Annotated in this window: 18 protein-coding genes and 3 tRNA genes; 5 read left to right on the top strand and 16 right to left on the bottom strand. The window is 39.7% G+C overall.

Annotated features, from left to right (window positions below; genetic code table 11):
• Positions 1–3 precede the first annotated feature (3 nt).
• From BQ5364_RS07010 to BQ5364_RS06995, 4 genes are read left to right on the top strand one after another with little or no spacing between them, the layout of a single operon-like run.
• Positions 4–1,077 carry an ABC transporter ATP-binding protein gene (locus BQ5364_RS07010; RefSeq protein WP_022250295.1) on the top strand — a complete coding sequence of 358 codons (1,074 nt, stop codon included), beginning with the start codon at positions 4–6 and terminating at the stop codon, positions 1,075–1,077.
• On the top strand, positions 1,049–1,885 hold the full coding sequence (locus tag BQ5364_RS07005; protein ID WP_044987609.1) for an ABC transporter permease: 837 nt from the start codon (positions 1,049–1,051) through the stop codon (positions 1,883–1,885). The genes BQ5364_RS07010 and BQ5364_RS07005 overlap by 29 nt, the downstream gene beginning before the upstream one ends.
• Positions 1,885–3,789 (top strand): extracellular solute-binding protein, encoded by a 1,905-nt coding sequence (locus BQ5364_RS07000; RefSeq protein WP_071143910.1) that lies wholly within the window; start codon positions 1,885–1,887, stop codon positions 3,787–3,789. The genes BQ5364_RS07005 and BQ5364_RS07000 overlap by 1 nt, the downstream gene beginning before the upstream one ends.
• Before the next feature lie 28 nt (positions 3,790–3,817).
• Positions 3,818–4,726: an RluA family pseudouridine synthase gene (locus BQ5364_RS06995; protein WP_071143909.1), complete on the top strand. Its 909-nt coding sequence runs from the start codon at positions 3,818–3,820 to the stop codon at positions 4,724–4,726.
• A gap of 28 nt (positions 4,727–4,754) precedes the next feature.
• Here the strand turns inward: BQ5364_RS06995 and BQ5364_RS06990 are convergent, their stop codons facing one another.
• The 7 genes from BQ5364_RS06990 to pap form a co-directional block, all read right to left on the bottom strand.
• Complete coding sequence (locus BQ5364_RS06990; RefSeq protein ID WP_071143908.1) at positions 4,755–6,422, bottom strand: nucleoside kinase; 1,668 nt, start codon at positions 6,420–6,422, stop codon at positions 4,755–4,757.
• Between the two features lie 20 nt (positions 6,423–6,442).
• Positions 6,443–7,219: a Nif3-like dinuclear metal center hexameric protein gene (locus tag BQ5364_RS06985; protein ID WP_022250299.1), complete on the bottom strand. Its 777-nt coding sequence runs from the start codon at positions 7,217–7,219 to the stop codon at positions 6,443–6,445.
• Positions 7,220–7,232: 13 nt separating this feature from the next.
• On the bottom strand, positions 7,233–7,922 hold the full coding sequence (locus BQ5364_RS06980) for a tRNA (adenine(22)-N(1))-methyltransferase (RefSeq protein ID WP_071143907.1): 690 nt from the start codon (positions 7,920–7,922) through the stop codon (positions 7,233–7,235).
• A gap of 9 nt (positions 7,923–7,931) precedes the next feature.
• Positions 7,932–9,044, bottom strand: coding sequence for an RNA polymerase sigma factor RpoD (rpoD, locus tag BQ5364_RS06975; RefSeq protein ID WP_004613558.1), 1,113 nt, complete (start codon positions 9,042–9,044; stop codon positions 7,932–7,934).
• A 39-nt stretch (positions 9,045–9,083) separates the two neighbouring features.
• On the bottom strand, positions 9,084–10,859 hold the full coding sequence (gene dnaG / locus BQ5364_RS06970; protein ID WP_022250300.1) for a DNA primase: 1,776 nt from the start codon (positions 10,857–10,859) through the stop codon (positions 9,084–9,086).
• Between the two features lie 66 nt (positions 10,860–10,925).
• Positions 10,926–11,933, bottom strand: coding sequence for a deoxyguanosinetriphosphate triphosphohydrolase (locus BQ5364_RS06965; RefSeq protein WP_071143906.1), 1,008 nt, complete (start codon positions 11,931–11,933; stop codon positions 10,926–10,928).
• 1 nt (position 11,934) lies between these two features.
• Positions 11,935–13,431 (bottom strand): polyphosphate:AMP phosphotransferase, encoded by a 1,497-nt coding sequence (pap, locus tag BQ5364_RS06960; RefSeq protein WP_071143905.1) that lies wholly within the window; start codon positions 13,429–13,431, stop codon positions 11,935–11,937.
• 170 nt (positions 13,432–13,601) lie between these two features.
• Here pap and BQ5364_RS06955 point away from each other — a divergent pair.
• Positions 13,602–13,686, top strand: a tRNA-Leu gene (locus tag BQ5364_RS06955).
• A gap of 111 nt (positions 13,687–13,797) precedes the next feature.
• Here the strand turns inward: BQ5364_RS06955 and BQ5364_RS06950 are convergent.
• The 9 genes from BQ5364_RS06950 to BQ5364_RS06910 form a co-directional block, all read right to left on the bottom strand.
• Positions 13,798–13,872 (bottom strand) — tRNA-Pro (locus tag BQ5364_RS06950).
• Between the two features lie 40 nt (positions 13,873–13,912).
• Positions 13,913–13,987, bottom strand: a tRNA-Pro gene (locus tag BQ5364_RS06945).
• A gap of 237 nt (positions 13,988–14,224) precedes the next feature.
• On the bottom strand, positions 14,225–14,581 hold the full coding sequence (gene rplT, locus BQ5364_RS06940) for a 50S ribosomal protein L20 (protein ID WP_004613562.1): 357 nt from the start codon (positions 14,579–14,581) through the stop codon (positions 14,225–14,227).
• A 34-nt stretch (positions 14,582–14,615) separates the two neighbouring features.
• Positions 14,616–14,813, bottom strand: coding sequence for a 50S ribosomal protein L35 (gene rpmI, locus BQ5364_RS06935; protein ID WP_071143904.1), 198 nt, complete (start codon positions 14,811–14,813; stop codon positions 14,616–14,618).
• A 34-nt stretch (positions 14,814–14,847) separates the two neighbouring features.
• Positions 14,848–15,342, bottom strand: a complete 495-nt coding sequence (gene infC, locus BQ5364_RS06930; RefSeq protein WP_071143903.1) for a translation initiation factor IF-3 — start codon at positions 15,340–15,342, stop codon at positions 14,848–14,850.
• A 507-nt stretch (positions 15,343–15,849) separates the two neighbouring features.
• Positions 15,850–16,887, bottom strand: coding sequence for an IS30 family transposase (locus BQ5364_RS06925; protein ID WP_004612335.1), 1,038 nt, complete (start codon positions 16,885–16,887; stop codon positions 15,850–15,852).
• 20 nt (positions 16,888–16,907) lie between these two features.
• Positions 16,908–17,261 (bottom strand): hypothetical protein, encoded by a 354-nt coding sequence (locus BQ5364_RS06920; protein ID WP_044987085.1) that lies wholly within the window; start codon positions 17,259–17,261, stop codon positions 16,908–16,910.
• Positions 17,262–17,430: 169 nt separating this feature from the next.
• Positions 17,431–18,420, bottom strand: coding sequence for a ParB/RepB/Spo0J family partition protein (locus tag BQ5364_RS06915; RefSeq protein ID WP_136017801.1), 990 nt, complete (start codon positions 18,418–18,420; stop codon positions 17,431–17,433).
• 114 nt (positions 18,421–18,534) lie between these two features.
• Entirely contained in the window at positions 18,535–19,347 is an 813-nt protein-coding gene (locus BQ5364_RS06910; protein ID WP_071143902.1) for a ParA family protein, read from the bottom strand.
• Positions 19,348–19,401: the final 54 nt, after the last annotated feature.

The following is a 19,401-nucleotide window of genomic DNA, read 5'->3' as shown; positions in this document are numbered from 1 at the left end:
TATATGGCGAGAAAATTAATTGACATTTCACACATTTCGAAATCGTACGGAGACAACCTTGTGTTGGACGATTTGAACCTATATATTAATGAAAACAAATTTTTAACACTGTTGGGACCAAGCGGCTGCGGAAAGACTACACTGCTCCGTATCCTGGGAGGATTTGAGACTCCGGACAACGGGAAAATTATTTTTGACGGAAAGGATATCACCAACCTTGCCCCAAATAAACGCCAGCTTAATACGGTATTTCAAAAATACGCATTGTTTTCCCATATGTCTATTGCTGATAATATTGCATTTGGATTGAAAATCAAAGGCAAATCAAAAGCTTATATCAACGATAAAATCAAGTATGCATTAAAACTTGTAAATTTAGATGGATTTGAAAATCGAACTCCGGATTCTCTAAGCGGAGGTCAGCAGCAGCGAATTGCCATTGCACGGGCAATTGTAAACGAACCGAAAGTACTACTGTTGGATGAGCCTTTAGGCGCACTGGATTTAAAACTTCGCCAGGATATGCAGTATGAGTTAATCCGCTTAAAGAACGAACTCGGCATAACATTTGTCTATGTCACACATGATCAGGAAGAGGCGCTTACGATGTCTGACACTATTGTCGTCATGAATCAGGGTTACATCCAACAGATCGGGACACCGGAAGACATCTACAACGAGCCGGAAAATGCATTTGTTGCAGATTTTATTGGTGAAAGTAATATTCTCCCTGCAATCATGGTTGAAGATAAACTGGTAAAAATTCTCGGCGTGAATTTTCCATGCGTGGATACTGGGTTTGGAAAAAATAAACCGGTAGATGCGGTCATCCGTCCGGAAGATATTGATTTAGTCAAGCCGGAAGAAGGTATTTTGGAAGGAATTGTCACACATTTGATTTTCAAAGGTGTCCATTATGAGATGGAAGTCACTGCAAATAATTTCGAATGGCTGGTGCACAGTACAGATATGGTTCCTGTCGGAACACCGGTCGGCATTAAAGTGGATCCGTTCGATATCCAGATTATGAAAAAACCAGAATCCAAAGATGAGGAGGCTGTTATCATTGAAGAATAAGAAAAAACTTTTGACAGGACCTTACTTATTCTGGGCTGTCTCATTCATTATCATTCCATTGTTTATGATACTTTATTATGGTCTGACAAATGAAAAGAAAGAATTCACCTTACTGAATCTTGCAAAAATAACGACTCCGGAAAATTTAAAAGCACTTGGTCTGGCGCTTCTGCTGTCGCTTGTCAGCACTGCGATCTGTCTGATCCTGGCGTATCCGCTTGCTATGATACTCGCTTCAAAAAGCATGAATCAGACAAGCTTTATCGTCTTGATCTTCATCCTCCCGATGTGGATGAATTTCCTGCTTCGTACCCTTGCATGGCAGACATTGCTTGAGAAAAACGGAGTTATCAACAGCGTATTGTCTTTTTTACATCTGCCGACGCAGTCCATGATCAATACGCCTTCTGCGATCATTCTTGGTATGGTATATAATTTTTTGCCGTTTATGGTGCTTCCAATTTATAATGTCATTGTAAAAATTGACAAAGATGTCATTTCTGCGGCAAAAGATCTAGGCGCAAACAATGTACAGACTTTTTTGAAAATCATACTGCCGCTTACTACTTCTGGGATCATCAGTGGGATTACGATGGTATTTGTGCCTGCTCTCACTACCTTTGTTATCTCGGATTTGCTCGGCGGAAGTAAGATTCTGTTGATTGGAAATGTCATCGAGCAGGAATTTAAGCAGAGCAGTAACTGGAACGTCGGTTCCGGGCTTTCACTTGTGCTGATGATATTCATTATCGCAAGCATGGCACTGATTGCCAAATACGATAAAGATGGAGAGGGAACCGCATTCTAATGAAAAAGACATTACAAAATATTTACTTATCACTAATCATCTTTTTGTTATACGCCCCAATCGTGACACTTGTTGTTTTGTCCTTTAACAACTCAAAGACACGTGCAAAATGGGGAGGCTTTACCGGAAAATGGTATATTTCCCTTTTCCAAAACGAGCAGATTATGAGCGCTCTTTATACAACGCTTGTCATCGCACTGTTGTCTGCTCTTATTGCAACCCTGATCGGCACTGCCGCTGCGATCGGCATTCAGGGAATGAAGAGAAAATCCCGCACGATTGCAATGGGAATCACCAATATTCCGATGTTAAATGCAGATATCGTGACCGGTATCTCATTGATGCTTTTATTTATCGCTGTCGGATCCGGCTTAAAATATCTGGGTATTAATTTTTCACTGGGATTTGCAACTGTGCTGATCGCACACATAACGTTTAATATTCCATACGTCATTTTGAGTGTTATGCCAAAGCTCAAACAAACCAAACGCAGCACTTATGAAGCCGCACTCGACCTCGGCGCATCTCCGATTTACGCCTTTTTTAAAGTTGTATTTCCGGATATTCTGCCGGGCGTGTTCTCAGGATTTTTGCTGGCATTTACCATGTCTTTGGACGATTTTGTCATCACCCACTTTACAAAAGGTCCGGGTGTCGATACGTTATCAACCAAAATTTACAGTGAAGTCCGCAAAGGAATCAAACCGGAAATGTATGCACTTTCCACTTTGTTGTTTGTGTCCGTGCTGATTCTGCTGATTCTGATCAACGTATCACCAAACAAAAAAGGCAGCACCGACAAAACACTGAATGTGAAAAAATCTCAGAAAGCCGTTCACTTTGTACTTCGCAAAGTTGTTCCGGCGATTATGGCAGTCGTGGTCATTGCCGGTGGAATTTTCTATAGTTCCAAAGAAGATTTAAGCGGAACCAATCAGGTCATCGTCTATAACTGGGGAGAATATCTCGATCCGGAAGTTATCACTCTGTTTGAAAAAGAGACCGGGATCAATGTCGTATATGAAGAATTTGAGACAAATGAGATCATGTACCCCAAAGTACAGTCCGGCGCTATCGCATACGATGTGGTATGCCCATCTGACTATATGATCCAACGTATGATTGAAAATGATCTTCTAGCAGAACTGAACTTTGATAACATTCCGAACGTCAAAAACATTGGTCAAGAATATTTCAAGCAATCCAGACAGTTTGACTCCGAAAATAAATATTCGGTGCCTTATTGCTGGGGAACTGTTGGAATTCTCTACAATAAAACAATGGTTGATGAGCCAATCGACAGTTGGAGCGTTCTGTGGGATGAAAAATATATAGATAACATTTTAATGCAGGACAGCGTCCGTGACGCCTTTGCTGTAGCTCTTAAATATAAAGGGCACCCTTTAAATTCGACAGATCTCGACGAATTAGAGGAGGCAAAAGAACTTCTGATCGAACAGAAACCACTCGTGCAGGCTTATGTAATCGATCAGGTTCGCGACAAAATGATTGGAAACGAAGCGGCTATCGGAGTAATTTATTCCGGCGAAGCAATTTATACACAACTGGAAAATCCAAATTTGGAATATGTCATTCCAAAGGAGGGTTCCAATGTTTGGATCGACTCCTGGGTAATTCCAAAAAATGCTAAGCACAAAGAAAATGCAGAAGCTTTCATCAACTTTTTATGTCGACCGGACATCGCCAAAATGAATTTTGATTATATTACCTATTCCACACCAAACACCGCTGCTCGAGAACTGATCGAAGATCCGGCTATCCGAAACAGCAAAATCGCATTTCCTGATGCAAGCGAACTGGAACGCTGCGAGACCTTTCAGTTCCTGGGAGATAAAAACGATGCCATTTATAATAAGCTTTGGCGCGAAATCAAATCCCAATAGCTTCTTTTGAGGCAGAAAGAGAGTTTTTATGAAACGAATTTTTTCCTATACCATCTCGGCTAAATACAACAATTGTACCCTGATTTCTTTTCTAAAGGAATCAGGGTATTCCAGTCAGGTGATCACACATTTAAAACACACAGAGAACGGAATTTTATTAAACAAGACCTGGGCAAGAGTCCGCGATATCCTGCACACAGATGATATTTTAACCATCACATTAGAAGAAAAGACTTCTTCTGAAAATATCGTTGCATCGCCTCTTCCACTTCATATCGTCTATGAAGATGAAGATTTGATGGTTATAAATAAACCGGCAGATATGCCGATCCACCCTTCACAGGGCAATTACGACAACACGCTTGCCAATGCAGTCGCTTACTATTATGCACAAAAAGGGGAGCCTTTCACTTACCGCTGTATCAACCGCTTAGATCGTGATACAACCGGACTTTTAATTCTCGCAAAACATATGTATAGTGCCTCCCTCCTCTCGGACATGGTAAAAAACCGAAAAATCCACCGGGAATATCTCGCAGTTGCGGAAGGCAAGACCCCTTCATCCGGCATCATTGATGCGCCAATCAGAAGAGTAGACGGTTCCACTATCGAGCGTCAGGTTGACTATGAACAAGGTGACTATGCCTGCACTCATTACAAACGTCTTTGCTATAAAAACGGATATTCACTTGTATCCCTGACATTAAAGACCGGCCGTACCCACCAGATACGCGTACATATGAAACACATTGGTCATCCGCTTCCCGGTGATTTCTTATACAATCCCAACTACCACGTCATCAAACGTCAGGCGCTGCATTCTCACTGTCTGTCATTCGAACATCCAATCACCAAAGAACCGCTGACATTCTCCTCTCCTCTTCCAGATGATATGGCAATTTTTTTCAATAATACAAATCAGGAGACAGTCAATTGACTGTCTCCCAACTATATTTCTTATATTTTTATACGTTAAAACATCCTCCACCAACAAATTCCCGCAAAAGAGAATTCGCCGGAATATTTTCACTTCCCACACCAATAAAATAGTCCAAAAACTTCAACAGACGTTTCGCTTCCACATATTCCTCGCAGTCTTTCTCAATTCCAAACAAAATCGGTTCCGCATATAATTTCAACACTGCCAACTCATAAATGAGCGCAGAATTAAACATTACATCTGCATCCTCCTGATAAGGAAAAATATTCTCTTCCTCCCCTTTTCTCACGGAAGGCCACATCGCGATTGTCTGTTTTGCAGAAGCGCCACGGGTTCTTGCATCTCTGACCATGCGCCGTATCAGGCGCCCATCCGTTGTCGGAATGCGATTGTGTTCATCGATATTCAACTGTGTCAATGCACTGATATAAATCTTAAACTTATTTTCTTTGGAGAGTTTATACGTCATGGCATCATTCAGACAATGAATCCCCTCAATCACAAGCACATCCTGTTCCCCAAGCTTTTTAGTCTCGCCGGAATATTCTCTTTTTCCTGTTTTAAAATTAAATGTAGGGAGCGCCACTTCTTTTCCTGACAAAAGATCTAACATATCCTGATTGAACAATTCCGCATCAATCGCTTCCAAACATTCAAAGTTATAATTGCCATCTTTGTCTTTCGGAGTCTTTTCCCGTTCAACAAAATAATTGTCTACGGCGATTGGATGCGGAACAAGTCCGTTCGCCCGCAGCTGAATCGAAAGCCGATGCGAAAAGGTTGTTTTTCCTGAAGAAGACGGCCCTGCGATCAGCACAAATTTGATGTCTGATTTATTTGCAATCATCTCCGCTATCTCCGCAATCTTCTTCTCCTGCATCGCTTCCTGCACAAGGATCATATCCTGAATATCCCCATTAGTAATCTTGTCATTCAGCGCGCCTACTGTCTCAATATTTTGTATGTCTCCCCACTTGGTCGATTCTTTCAGAACCTGAAATAATTTATGCTGTGGTCTGAAAGGCGGAACGACTGTCGGCGCATCTTTTTCCGGCATCTGAATTACAAAGCCTTCATCATACAGATGCAGTTCAAAGTATGGCAGGTACGATGCATCCGGCACCATATATCCATAATAATAGTCCTCAAACTCATTCATACTATAAATATTGACTTTTGACACTCTTCGGTATTCAAAAAGTCTTTCTTTATCGTGCATTCCATGTTTGTGGAATAAAGCAATTGCCTCATCCGTATGAATCGTACGTTTGTCAATCGGCATCTTTTCCACAACCATCTCTAACATGCGGCTCTTCACCTTGTCAAGGAACCGCTGATCTACTGCGACATCCCCTTCGATTGTGCAATAATACCCCTTGCTCAAAGAAAAATGAATACGTACCTTCCAAATATCTTTATGTTCACAGACATCATAGATTGCTTTTACAAGCATCAAACACATGCTTCTTCGATATGTCTGGTTTCCCACGGAATCCCCCGTCGTAACAAATCGTAAAGTACAGTCTTTTGTGACTCCTTTTCTTAACTCCTGAAGCTTTTTATCTTCAAACACTAAGACAATCTCATTTTCATATTGTTTTTGGTATTCCTTTGCAATTTTCGCAAAAGTCGTCCCTTCCTCATACTGCTTTACTTCATTCCCTACTTTTACCTGATATACCTTTCTATCCATGTGCTACTCCTTTCTTACAGCTATACTGTCTGAAACGGCTGTACAATCTCTGCTTTTTCTATCTTAACGCACGACAGATGACTCTCTAAAAACATCGCCATATCTTCTATGAAAATATGCTCCAATCCATAGTGCCCTGCATCTATTATGTCAAGTCCTCTTGCAACTGCGTCAATTCCCTCATGATGTCCAATATCTCCAGTCACAAGTACCTCTGCTCCCGTCTGAAGTGCAGTGTCAATCATACTCTTACCCGACCCCGGAGAAATTGCTGCACGTGTCACTTTCCTTTCTATATCACCAAATACCTTTACATCAGGCAGATGAAACTTCTCTTTTACCAGTTCACAGCACTCACCCAAAGTCATCTCATGTTTTAAAAGCCCTACTCTTCCAATCCCCTGATTATTTTCCGGAATCGTCACCTCCAAAGGCTCCGCCTGCACAAGTTCCATCATTTTTCCCGACAGCTCCGCCATGCCAAGCACATCGTAATTCGTGTGCATTGCATAATATGATATGTCATGCTGTAACAATTTCACAACGCGATTGCTGATAAAATGCTCATCCGTAACCGTTTTCAACGGCGAAAAAATAAGTGGATGATGCGTGACAAGCATATCTGCATTTCCCCTTATCGCCGCCTCAATAATCTCATCGGTCGCATCCAGCGCCACATAAATACGCTTTACTTCTTTTTCAGTGCGTCCCACCAAAAGTCCGACGTTATCCCAAGCCAACGCTGCCTCTTTTGGATATGTACCCTCAATCACATCAATTATCTCTCTACAAAGCATATGTTTCCCTCTCTTAATAAATTCCAAGCGCCTCTTTTGTCTGTGCTGTCTCATTTTCAAGTTCCGCTATCCGGGATGCAATATGTATTCCTTCTTCCTTCCTTAGCTGTCTGCAAATTTGCTCTTTTGTCTTTTCTTCCTTTTCTAAAAACAATTTTAAAACAGGATGTTTTTCTCTGAGTAACAACTTCCCATACCGCAGTTCTAATGTACTGTATTCCTCAGCAGACCCGTTTGCCACCTTCATCATCGGATAAAATTTTCCATCCTCCAAAACCATATCTTCTGCTATAATGCGGTAATTATGTTCACACAGATACTGGCGCACCTTTGCAATTTCAGACTGTGGCTGCAGAATGAATTCCGTCAGATTTCTGAAAATCTCTTCTCCATCCTCCATGATCTTTATGACAAGACCACCACCCATTCCGGCGACAATGACACAGTCACATTCTCCTATCTGTAGTTTTTGAACCCCGTCTGACAGTCTAGTCTTAATCTGCTCCCCCAAACCGTGCATCCGAATATGTGCTTCTGCACGGTCCAAAGGTCCCCGATTGATATCCATCGCAATCGCGCATTTATTTTTTCCAGACTCTACCAGATAGATTGGAATATAACCATGGTCTGTTCCGACATCCGCGACTGTCACTCCATTGCTCACAAGATCTGCAACTGCCTGTAATCTCTTTGATAGCTCCATACAAATACCCTAATCCAAATAATCACGAAGTTTACGGCTTCTGCTTGGATGACGGAGTTTTCGAAGCGCTTTCGCCTCAATCTGACGGATTCTTTCACGGGTGACGTCAAATTCTTTTCCGACTTCTTCCAATGTACGTGCACGTCCATCGTTCATACCAAAACGAAGACGCAATACTTTCTGTTCTCTGTCAGTCAACGTATCCAACACTTCTCCCAATTGCTCTTTCAGCAACGTTGCTGCTGCTGCCTCAGCCGGCACCGGAACATTGTCATCCTGAATAAAATCTCCCAAATGACTGTCCTCTTCTTCACCGATCGGTGTTTCCAAAGATACAGGTTCCTGAGAAATCTTCAAAATCTCGCGTACTCTTTCCACCGGCATGTCCAGTTCTTCTGCAATCTCCTCCGGCAACGGCTCACGCCCCAATTCCTGCAGCAGCTGTCTTGATACGCGAATCAATTTGTTAATTGTCTCCACCATATGAACCGGAATACGAATGGTTCTCGCCTGATCTGCAATCGCTCTCGTAATTGCCTGTCTGATCCACCATGTCGCATACGTACTGAATTTGAATCCTTTCTGATAATCAAACTTTTCAACCGCTTTGATCAATCCCAAATTTCCTTCCTGAATCAAGTCAAGAAATAACATTCCACGTCCCACATAGCGTTTCGCAATGCTGACAACAAGACGAAGATTTGCCTCTGCAAGCCTCTTTTTCGCATCTTCATCACCTTCTGCCATCCGTTTCGCCAGTTCAATTTCTTCCTCTGCACTCAACAATGGCACTTTACCGATTTCTTTCAGATACATACGCACCGGATCTTCGATGCTGATTCCATCCGGCACAGACAAATCAATCTTTTCCATGTCAACTTCATCTTCATCCGTCAACAAAATCTCCACATCATCTGCATCATCCGTGTCCGGACTGATTCTGAGTACATCAATATTCTGCGATTCCAAATACTCGAATATTTTCTCCATCTGTTCTGCTTCCAGCTCCATATCTGAGAAAACTTCATTGATCTCCTGTATCTCAAGAATACTTTTCTTCTTCTTCCCTAAAGCAACCAGATTTTTCAATTTTTCCTCAAATTTTATAGCTCTTTCTTCCATGTAGTGTCCATCCTCTCATAGCTTGTTTATATTTTATCCTTAATCAATAGAAATATGCATTTTTTGCAAGTCCTGAAGAGATTTCTTTGCCTCCATCAGTCTCTGCAGCCCCACAATATCCGTAGGGTTCAACATCTTTGTCGCAAACTCGATGCTGTTGTATTTTACGCGGATAATCGTCTCCTTCAACGCTTTCTCCTGCTCTTCTTTCGTGGTGAGTTCTCGAATCTTCGTATGGAACAACTCTGCCACTTCCCGGTGTTCTTCCTCATCTGTAAAATGATTCATCACCTTTGCCGGATTGACCTCTCCCGCTTCATACTGCTCATACAGAATCTCAGCAACTGTGCGGTAAAGTTCTTTTGTAAAATCTTCCGGTACAATATACTTTTTAATCTGTGCAAACAACGCCTCATTCTCTATCAGCCACGTCAGTAATATCTTCTGAGACTTCAGATTCCCATCTTCTTTTTGCTTTTCCCTGTTCGCCGTCTGTTTTGGCCGCTCCGCAGGTGTCGCCTGCCCCATTTGGATCGCCATCTTACCCACCAGTTTTTTCAATTCCTCATATCCAATCCGATATTTTTCAGCAACTGCTTCTATGTAATTGTTGCGCTCAATCTCTTCCTCAAACATGGTGAGACGTTTTGCTGCTTCTTTATGAAACGCAGTCTTTCCCTCCGGTGAGTTCATATCATACTCTTTTTCCAGAATCTCCAGGGAGAACAAAAATCCATTTCTTGCTTTATTGATCCTCTCCTCAAACGCCTCTGTTCCAAGATTCTTGATAAACTCGTCCGGGTCTTTATACGGCTCCATCCGGATAATCTTAGCTGTAATGCCTGCTTCTTTTAAAATCGGCATTGCACGAAGTGCTGCTCTTGTTCCGGCCTCATCGCTGTCATAGGTCAGATAAACTTCATTCACATACCGCTTGATCAGCGATGCATGTCCGGTAGTCAGCGCTGTCCCAAGCGATGCAACCGCATTCGTAAATCCTGCCTGATGAAGCGAAATCACATCCATATATCCCTCACAGATCAAAAAATAAGGTTTTCTGGATGTTCTGGCGCGATTCAATCCATAGAGATTCCTGCTCTTGTCAAACACTTCCGTCTCCGGCGAGTTCAAATATTTCGGCTTTGCATCTCCCATAACTCTTCCGCCAAATCCAATCACCCGGTTATTGACGTCCATGATCGGGAACATCACACGATTCCAAAATTTGTCGTGTGCCCCATGCCTTTCATCAACACTGATTAACCCCGCTTTTACAAGCAGTTCATCTTTATAGCCTTTTGTCTTTAAATACCGATACAGATCATCACTGTATTTATTCGAATATCCCAGACCAAAAGCGGTGATCGTCTCCTCACTCAGTCCTCTGCCAGTCAAATAGGTATGTGCCAGTTTCCCCTGCTCGGTCTTTAACTGGGCATAAAAATATTTTGCAGCAAGCTTATTGATCTCCAGCAGTGTCGCCTTCAGATCAGCTCTCTCTTTTGCTTCTTTAGAATACTCCACTTCCGGAATATCCACTCCTGCCCGCTCAGCAAGCATCTTAAACGCTTCCACGAAAGAATAATTCTCATATTCCATAATAAACGTAAATACATTGCCTCCCGCACCACATCCGAAGCAATAATACATCTGCTTTCCGCGGCTGACTGAAAAAGATGGGGATTTCTCATTGTGAAACGGACAAAGTCCAAAATAAGAACTTCCTTTTTTCTGTAACTTTACATATCCGGAAATGACGTCCACAATATCATTTTTTTGTCTTACTTCTTCTATTAAGTCTTCTGAAAAGTACATGTTGTCCTTCCTTCCAAATAAATTCCCCTACATTTATACTTATTCGACAAATCCTTTTGATTTCCTTTAAATTTTCCAAGATTCCGGCACAAAAATTTCCTGAAACTTTTTTACCGCATAATTATCGGTCATCCCAGCTATATAATCACAGATAATCTGTTCTTTGCCGTCACCTCTCAGCACTGCACGTTGCAACTCCGGCTCAGGAAGTTTTTCGAAATGCTCCGAATAGTACTCATAGAGATTCTGTACCAATTTGATTGCTTTTTCCTCCTCGCTTTTTGCGAGAGGATTCCTGTAGACATTTTCAAACATAAATTTACGCAGTCCCATAAGTGCCGCTTCTACTTCTTCTGACATCTGAATCTTTGGTTGATCCATACTATGTATGATCACATCGTGTATCATCGTATTTAATCTTGCTCGGGTTGTGTTCCCTAATATTTTCCGATATTTTGGCGGAATGTCTGCTTCACTCAGTATCCCGCCGCGTATCGCATCATCAATATCATGATTGATATATGCAATCTTATCAGATAATCTCACAATCTGCCCTTCCAAAGTAAATGGCTTTCCCGATGTCTGATGATTTCGAATTCCGTCAACAACCTCCTCCGTCAGATTCAGTCCCTCTCCTCGTTTTTCTATGCATTCTACAACACGAACACTCTGCTCATTATGCTTGAACCCAAGCGGACAGATCTGGTTGAGCGCCCGCTCTCCGGCATGACCAAACGGGGTATGCCCAAGGTCATGTCCGAGACTGATGGCTTCTGCCAAATCTTCATTTAAGCGAAGTGCTTTTGCAATCGTGCGGGCATTCTGCGAGACTTCCAGCGTATGCGTCAGTCTCGTCCGATAATGATCTCCTTTCGGGAGCAAAAACACCTGTGTCTTTTGTTTCATTCTTCGAAATGCCTTACAGTGCAAAATTCGATCCCTGTCTCTTTGAAATACCGGTCGGATATCACATTCCTCTTCTTTTGCCTTTCTTCCTTTGGAATCCTTGCTCAACGTCGCATATGGACTCAAATATTCAATTTCTCGTAATTCTAATTGTTCTCGAATCGTCATCTTACTCTCCCTTATTTTTCAGTCGTTCCTCTATCGCATTTACAACCGTCTCAAGCACCTTGATTCTCGCATAATACTTGCAGTTTCCTTCCACTACAATCCAAGGTGCTTTTTCTGTGGAAGTTCGAATCAGCATCTCATTTACAGCTTCTTCGTACTGATCCCATTTTTCTCGGTTTCTCCAGTCTTCCTCCGTGATCTTCCACTGCTTGTCCGGATTTTTCTCACGTGCCCTGAACCTTCTCTCCTGTTCTTCCTTATCAATATGAAGCCAGAATTTCAGGACAACCGTACCGGCATTCACCAAATCCCGTTCCATGTCATTGATTTCCTTATACGCTCTCTGCCACTCTTTTTTACTGCAAAATCCTTCAATCCGTTCCACCAGTACCCTTCCGTACCACGTTCTGTCAAAAATAGCAATATGCCCTGCTTTTGGCATTGCTCTCCAAAATCGCCAAAGATAATGATGTGACCGCTCCATATCATTCGGTGACGCTGTCGGATGCACCACATATCCTCTCGGATCCATTTTTTCCGTCAGTCTCTTGATTGCGCCACCCTTGCCAGCCGCATCCCACCCCTCAAATCCTAATACAACCGGAATACCTTTCCGGTATAGTTCTCCATGCAGTTTTTCTATCTCTTTCTGCAGTTTCTTTAATCTCTTCTTATATTCCGCCTTCGTATAAGAACAATCCAAATTGGCTTTTGCCAAGACTGTCTCCGATATTTCATTGTTTACAAGCACCTTATCCGGCATGATTTCTTCTTGTTTTTCCTGTTTTCTTTTCTCTATTTCCGCCGAAAGGCAATTGATTACTGTCGTGTAGATTTTTATTGTTGCAAATCTTCGGTCTGTCGCTTCCACGATTGTCCACGGTGCATAGTCTGTATCGGTTTTCTGCAGCATCTCCTCATTCATTCTTTTATACTTTTTAAACTCTCGATTCCGCTTCAGATCTTTTTTGCTCACTCGCCACGCTGTCTCTTTCCTAGCCAATAATTTATCGAATCGCTTTTTCTGTTCCTCTTGGCTGATACACAAAAATATTTTGATCAAAACCATACCATCGTCTGTCAACTGCCGCTCAAAAGACTGAATCGAATCATACGCAGACAGAACCTCTTTTTCTCCTGCTTTCTTTTCAAACCGATCAATCAGGACTTTACGGTACCAACTGCTGTCATAAATTGCGATTCTTCCTTTTTCCGGCATTTTTGTCCAAAATCTCCATAAAAACGGATATTTCTTTTCTTCCTCACTTTCATTCTTTACTGCATACACTTCAAATCCTCTCGGATCTAATGGACGAATCAATTCTGCAATCTGAATTCCTTTTCCAGATGCGCCAAATCCTTCAAAGGCAATCATAATCGGAATATTTAAATTTCTGCACACTCGTTGTAACTGTGCAAGCTTTCTCTCCAGCACACTGATTCTTCTTTGATATTCGTCTTTCTCCATTTTCTTTGTCAAATCTATCTTTTCCAGCATAAATATTCCTCCCATTACAGATATTTTTATGCAATTACGCGATTTATTATACAATTATATAACAATTATCTTTTCTTTTCCATAATTATCTATATTTAATAAATTTTAAAAAAAGTGTTGACATTTCACACAAATCATAGTATTATAATCAAGTAGCAAGGAGCTGTTACGCAGGAGTGTCGGAACTGGCAGACGAGCAAGACTAAGGATCTTGTAAGCAATGCGCTTGTGTGGGTTCAAGTCCCATCTCCTGCATCTTAAAAGAAATCTTTCGTTGGAAGATTTCTTTTTTTGTACTCTCTTTTAACTGATACTATTTTCCCTTTTTATAACTCAAAAAGAATAGCATTCGCTATTCTTTTTTAATCGGGGTGACAGGATTCGAACCTGCGACCTCCTGGTCCCAAACCAGGCGCTCTAGCCAAGCTGAGCCACACCCCGTTACTTTATTGAATTTTCATTACAATTATTAATCTTCCAATCGGGGTGACAGGATTCGAACCTGCGACCTCCTGGTCCCAAACCAGGCGCTCTAGCCAAGCTGAGCCACACCCCGTTATCATTCTTTGTATCTCTCAAAGACAAGTACAAGTATAACCAATTCTTTCCTTTTTGTCAAGCAATTTTGTTATTTTTTTCACTTATTTTGCTATTTTTCTTATTTTTTCTATTTCCCACACATTATACACATTTATTCACCAGTATATTACCGCAAAAAATCAGTACGTTTTCAAGCCATTTACGCATAAAAGAATCCCCGAAAACTCAAGGTTTCCGGGGATATGATTTTTTCCTAAGCTAATTTAGACTTTGCAACTTCTGCTAATGTAGCAAATCCTGCTGCATCATTTACTGCCATATCTGCTAAGATTTTTCTGTTCATCTCAACACCTGCTAATTTTAAACCGTGCATCATCTTACTGTATGATAAACCATTCATTCTAGCTGCTGCATTGATACGAGCAATCCATAACTGTCTCATCTGACGTTTACGTTGTTTTCTACCAGCATATGAAGATGTTAAAGCTCTCATTACTGATTGTTTTGCAACTCTATATTGTTTTGATCTGGCTCCTCTGTAACCTTTTGCCAGTTTTAATGTTCTGTTGTGTTTCTTTTTAGCGTTCATTCCGCCTTTAATTCTTGCCATGTCCTTCTAATCCTCCTTCAATTCTTCCAAAATCTTACAGATATGGTAAAACTTTTTTCATGCTCTTTACATTTGTAGCATCTGTAATAGTTGCCTGTCTAAGATTTCTTTTTCTTTTTGTAGATTTCTTAGTTAAGATATGGCTCTTGTAAGCTTTGTTTCTTTTTAATTTACCTGTAGCTGTTTTTTTGAAGCGCTTTGCAGCAGCTCTATTTGTTTTAATTTTTGGCATGATATGTTCCTCCTTAATATTTAGGTATTTATTTTTAACGTTTTTCAGTTAAAACCATACTAATGCTTCTGCCTTCGAGTTTTGCAGGTTTTTCAATGGCTGCAACATCTTTTAACATCTCTGCAAAATCATCCAGAATATGTTTGCTCGTCTGCATATGAGCCATCTCTCTTCCTCGAAAACGTAAAGTAACTTTTACTTTATTTCCTTTTTGGATAAATTTCTTTGCGTTGTTCACTTTCGTGTTCAAATCATTCGTATCGATGTTCGGCGAAAGACGCACTTCCTTTACCTCAACAGTTTTTTGTTTTTTCTTCGCTTCTTTTTCTTTTCTCGCCAGTTCATATCTGTATTTACCATAATCAATAATCTTACAAACTGGTGGTTTTGCTGTTGGAGCAATTTTAACCAAATCCAATTCTGCCTCTTCTGCCAGCTTCAAAGCTTCCCTTGCAGACATAACGCCTAACTGGTCACCATTCTCTCCTATTAAACGTACTTCCTTGTCTCTGATTTGCTCGTTGATCATTAAATCGCTAATTGTAGTGCACCTCCATAAATAAAATAATCTTTACTTTACTCTAATTTTTTCATATAATTGATGCGTAAAAAAAATGAATAGCTCACAGCTATCCACTCCATTTCTGCACACAAAATAGAAATTCTATTTTTATGCTTCAATATCAACCATTAGTCACCCACTTGTGCTAAGGTGAGAGTGGAACTCTGCTTTCTTTTTGCCTTACGTATGTATTAGCATATCACAGCTCACCATTTTTGTCAACGTTTTTTTCATTTCTTCTTATTATTTGCAAATGTCAATAGTTAGCGCACTATAATTTCAAAAAAATAATTTTTCTCTATTTTTCACAAATCAACCTAGTGATTTTTATTAATTTTACTGCTAAGTATTTTTTTCTTCCAAAAGAACAGTAAATATATTTATATTACATCTTAATAAGTGTACTCTTAACTAAGCCATATTACATCATTGAATATAGCTTGGTTAAAAATACACTCTTCCTAATTGTGTTTCCTATATTCCTAACTTTTTTAATTCTTCTTGAAACAAAACATCTGAATATAACCCGCCAAAAATCTCTCTCGGATATTCATTAATCCATGCTTCTATTTCTTTGACTCTCTTCTTACTGATACAATCTAAATCTGTACCCTTGGGGACATGTCTTCGGATCAAACGATTTTGGTTTTCATTACTTCCCCGTTCATAACTACTATAGGGGTGGCAATAAAACACAGACGTTCTTGTCTTCTTCCCTCTACGTGCCCTTTCCAGTCCCTTTGCATCTGAAAACTCAGTGCCATTATCAACTGTAATGCTCTTAAAAATTTTCCTAAAGTTTGCTCCCCACTGTCGCTCAATTTTATCTACTGTACGAACCACTTCTTTTGCTGTATGTTCTTTCAAAATTTCAATAATCTCTTTTCTTGTTTTTCTTTCCGTTAAAACCAAAAAAGATTTTTTAGATACACCTTGCTTCCCAACAACTGTATCCATTTCCCAATGTCCAAATTCTTCCCTTGTTTCAATAGACTCTGATCGTGTCTCTATGCTTTTTCCTGCACTGGCACGCTTACGTCTTTTTTCTCTTTTCTTTCTTTGCTTTACATGTCCGCCTAGTGGCAGATTTTCTTCTGTCAAATTCAAAAAAATCCCTTTTTTGATGTAATTATAAATAGTTGCTCTGCTGATACTTACTGTGAACTTTTTTCCCTCTTGCTTCATTTTCTGAATCACAGCATAAGGAGAATATTTCTCTTCAACTATTTTTTCTTCTAAGTACGCAGCTAGCTTATGGTCTTTACCGAGTTTTATATCTTTTCCCTTTTCCCGCAAATGTTTCTGATAATTCTCCTCTGCAAGTTCCGGACTATATCTAATTTCCTCTGTCCAGTCAGAATTTCGATGTACATATTCACCTCTTTTTAATTCTCTTGATACAGATGTCCGATGCTTACCAATCAACGCTGCTATTTCTGTTTGATTATGCCCGGCTTTTACAAGAACTTCTATTTTCAGCCTATCTTCCCAGTGTATTCTTGTGTAACTCATATTCCGTTCTTACTCCTTTATCAACTATCTAACACTACCGGAGCCATCACTACACAGTATGTCAATAATGCTTGGAAAAGTACTATATTTATTCCGCACTTCTTTTGATAAATTTTTTCTTGTTCCTCTGCTACTTCTAAAAGTAACTGTTCTCTTTTTTCATCCAAATATATCTGTTCCATTTCATCTTTTTGAATATAATTTGGGTCTGTCATTTTCCGGATCAGAAGCTGCGGTTTTACAGTACGATCGTATTCTAAGTAATAGTCTATCATTCGTCTATGAAATGTAGTACGTGGAATATCCATTTTTTGAATCAATACGTTTTCGAGTTCCAAAGTTGCCTTGGTAACTCTAAATGATGTTTTTTTCATTACTTCTCCCTCATTTTTTAAATTTTTCAACTTTTTTTGCAAAGTAGCGTTAGTTTTTATCAAGTAAAGTGTATATATTAGTAGAGGAGAAATTTTTTATATGAGGTCAGAGCGCTGGCACTTAAGACCACGCTCTGCTGTCCTCTACCTCATTTAAAGTTTTTCGCCCCTACCATAATATTCTTTCAAGCTGGTTTAAAGCGTGCAGATACTTTTTATATTCCTTGCTTCCAAGTTCAACCTCTTGTGAACATCGTTCCAAAATCTTTTTCAAATCAGACTCTACCTGTTCTTTTGAAATAATTTTCTTTTTTTCAATTTCCTCTATTCTTCTTTCAACTTCCTTAACTTCAATCTTTTCTCCTGTTGTTTCTTCAATCAATCTATTTTGCTCTTCTTTAGGCATCTCCAGCATTTTTTCTGCCGCAGCAAATGACACCTCATTTTTCAACAATTTATCCATCAGCTCATCACTTGCGTTTTTTTCCACTTTATTAATCTGCTGTACTTTACCTTCTGATATTCCAGCATGAGCAGATACTAAAGTTTTCATTTTCTGACCCACAAGACGTTCCGGTTCATATTCTCCATTTTCTCCATATCTCGCTGTTCCAGCCAAAAGAGCCAATTGTTCCGGGATATACTCTTCTCCATTCTCTTTCAGTTCCTGAAAAATACGTGTCCAGTTTTTTACTTCCATTAATTGATCTGCTTCTTTTTTATGACGATATTGGTTTGTAACCATTATGGAAAATAATTCTTTTGTATCATTGGACAATGGTAATTTAATTTCTTTGGGGTCTTGGAAAATACATGGTACTGTGTTCTTATACTTCGCCGGATATCTCCCCTGCTCCTTTAATAGCTTTGCAGCTCTCCATCTTCTTTCTCCTGTCGTAAGCGTATACATTCCCTGTGGATTTCTTTCCGGTAATAAAATCAATGGCTGTAAAATACCATCTGACATTACAATCAATTCCGCCAGCTCGTCTAATTCATCGATTGAAAAATCGTTCTTTTCATTCGGAACGATTAAATCCATATCTATATTTACAACTTCATAACTAGATACATCTGCTGTTTTTGAAACTGGACTGAGTAGTCCAGCTCCAACTTTTAACTCCTCTTCTCTTTTTTGTTTAAATTTATTTTTACTCATAGTCATATTACTTTTACCTCATCTGTACTTTAAATTTTTCAGACACTATAATATTGTATTATAACATATACTTTCTACTCTCTGCAAATGATAATAACCTTTATTCTGAATTTTCTAATTATTTATTATATATTCTGCTAATTTCTCATATTGTTGCGTAGCCTTTCCATATGTATCTAACACAAGTAACGGTTTCTGCTTTAAGCCTGTCTGTTCCATTTTTGTGCATACTGGAATTGAACACTCTTTTAAAAATATATCTCCAAGAGCTTCTTCACAATCTTTTTCTGCATCTTTGCAAATATTTTTTCTCACATCATACTGTGTAAGAAAAACGCCTTTCAGTTCAAGCTTTTGATTATACTCCTGTACTGTTTTCATCAAACGAATAATATTCGCAACCCCCACCCTCGAATCTTTATCACATCGAGACGGAATATAAATCCCATCACATGCTGCCAATGCATTTACATTCAACAACGAGACACTCGGTCCACAGTCAATCATACACAAATCAAATTCACCTTTTACTTTATCCAATTGTTTTTTTAAACGGAATTGCTGTGGCATTGTAACATTTCCAAGCAATTGATTTTCTACACTTGATAAAGTAATATAGGATGGTATTATAAACAAATTCTCATATTCTGTCTCGTAAATACAATCCCTAATATCCTTTTCTGAATCGAGAAGAATATCTTCCACCGTGTTCTCTACTGGATACACTCTCCCATTCAAAAGCTCTGTCAATGAATATTCCTGTTCGTCCCCACTAAAACCAAAAAGCTGACTTGTGTTTGCTTGTGGGTCAATATCTACAACTAATACTTTCTTTTCATATTCGGTTGCAATCATGTGTGCCAATGTCGTGATACTTCCTGTTTTTCCTACTCCACCTTTATTGTTTAAAAATCCTATTACTTTCATTCTAATTTCCTCCTTTGAATCTCTCTTTTTCTATGTTTATATTATATTATAATC

The organism is Coprococcus phoceensis (genome assembly GCF_900104635.1).
GTDB lineage: Bacteria > Bacillota > Clostridia > Lachnospirales > Lachnospiraceae > Faecalimonas > Faecalimonas phoceensis.
This window is presented reverse-complemented; position numbering and strand designations above follow the sequence as displayed.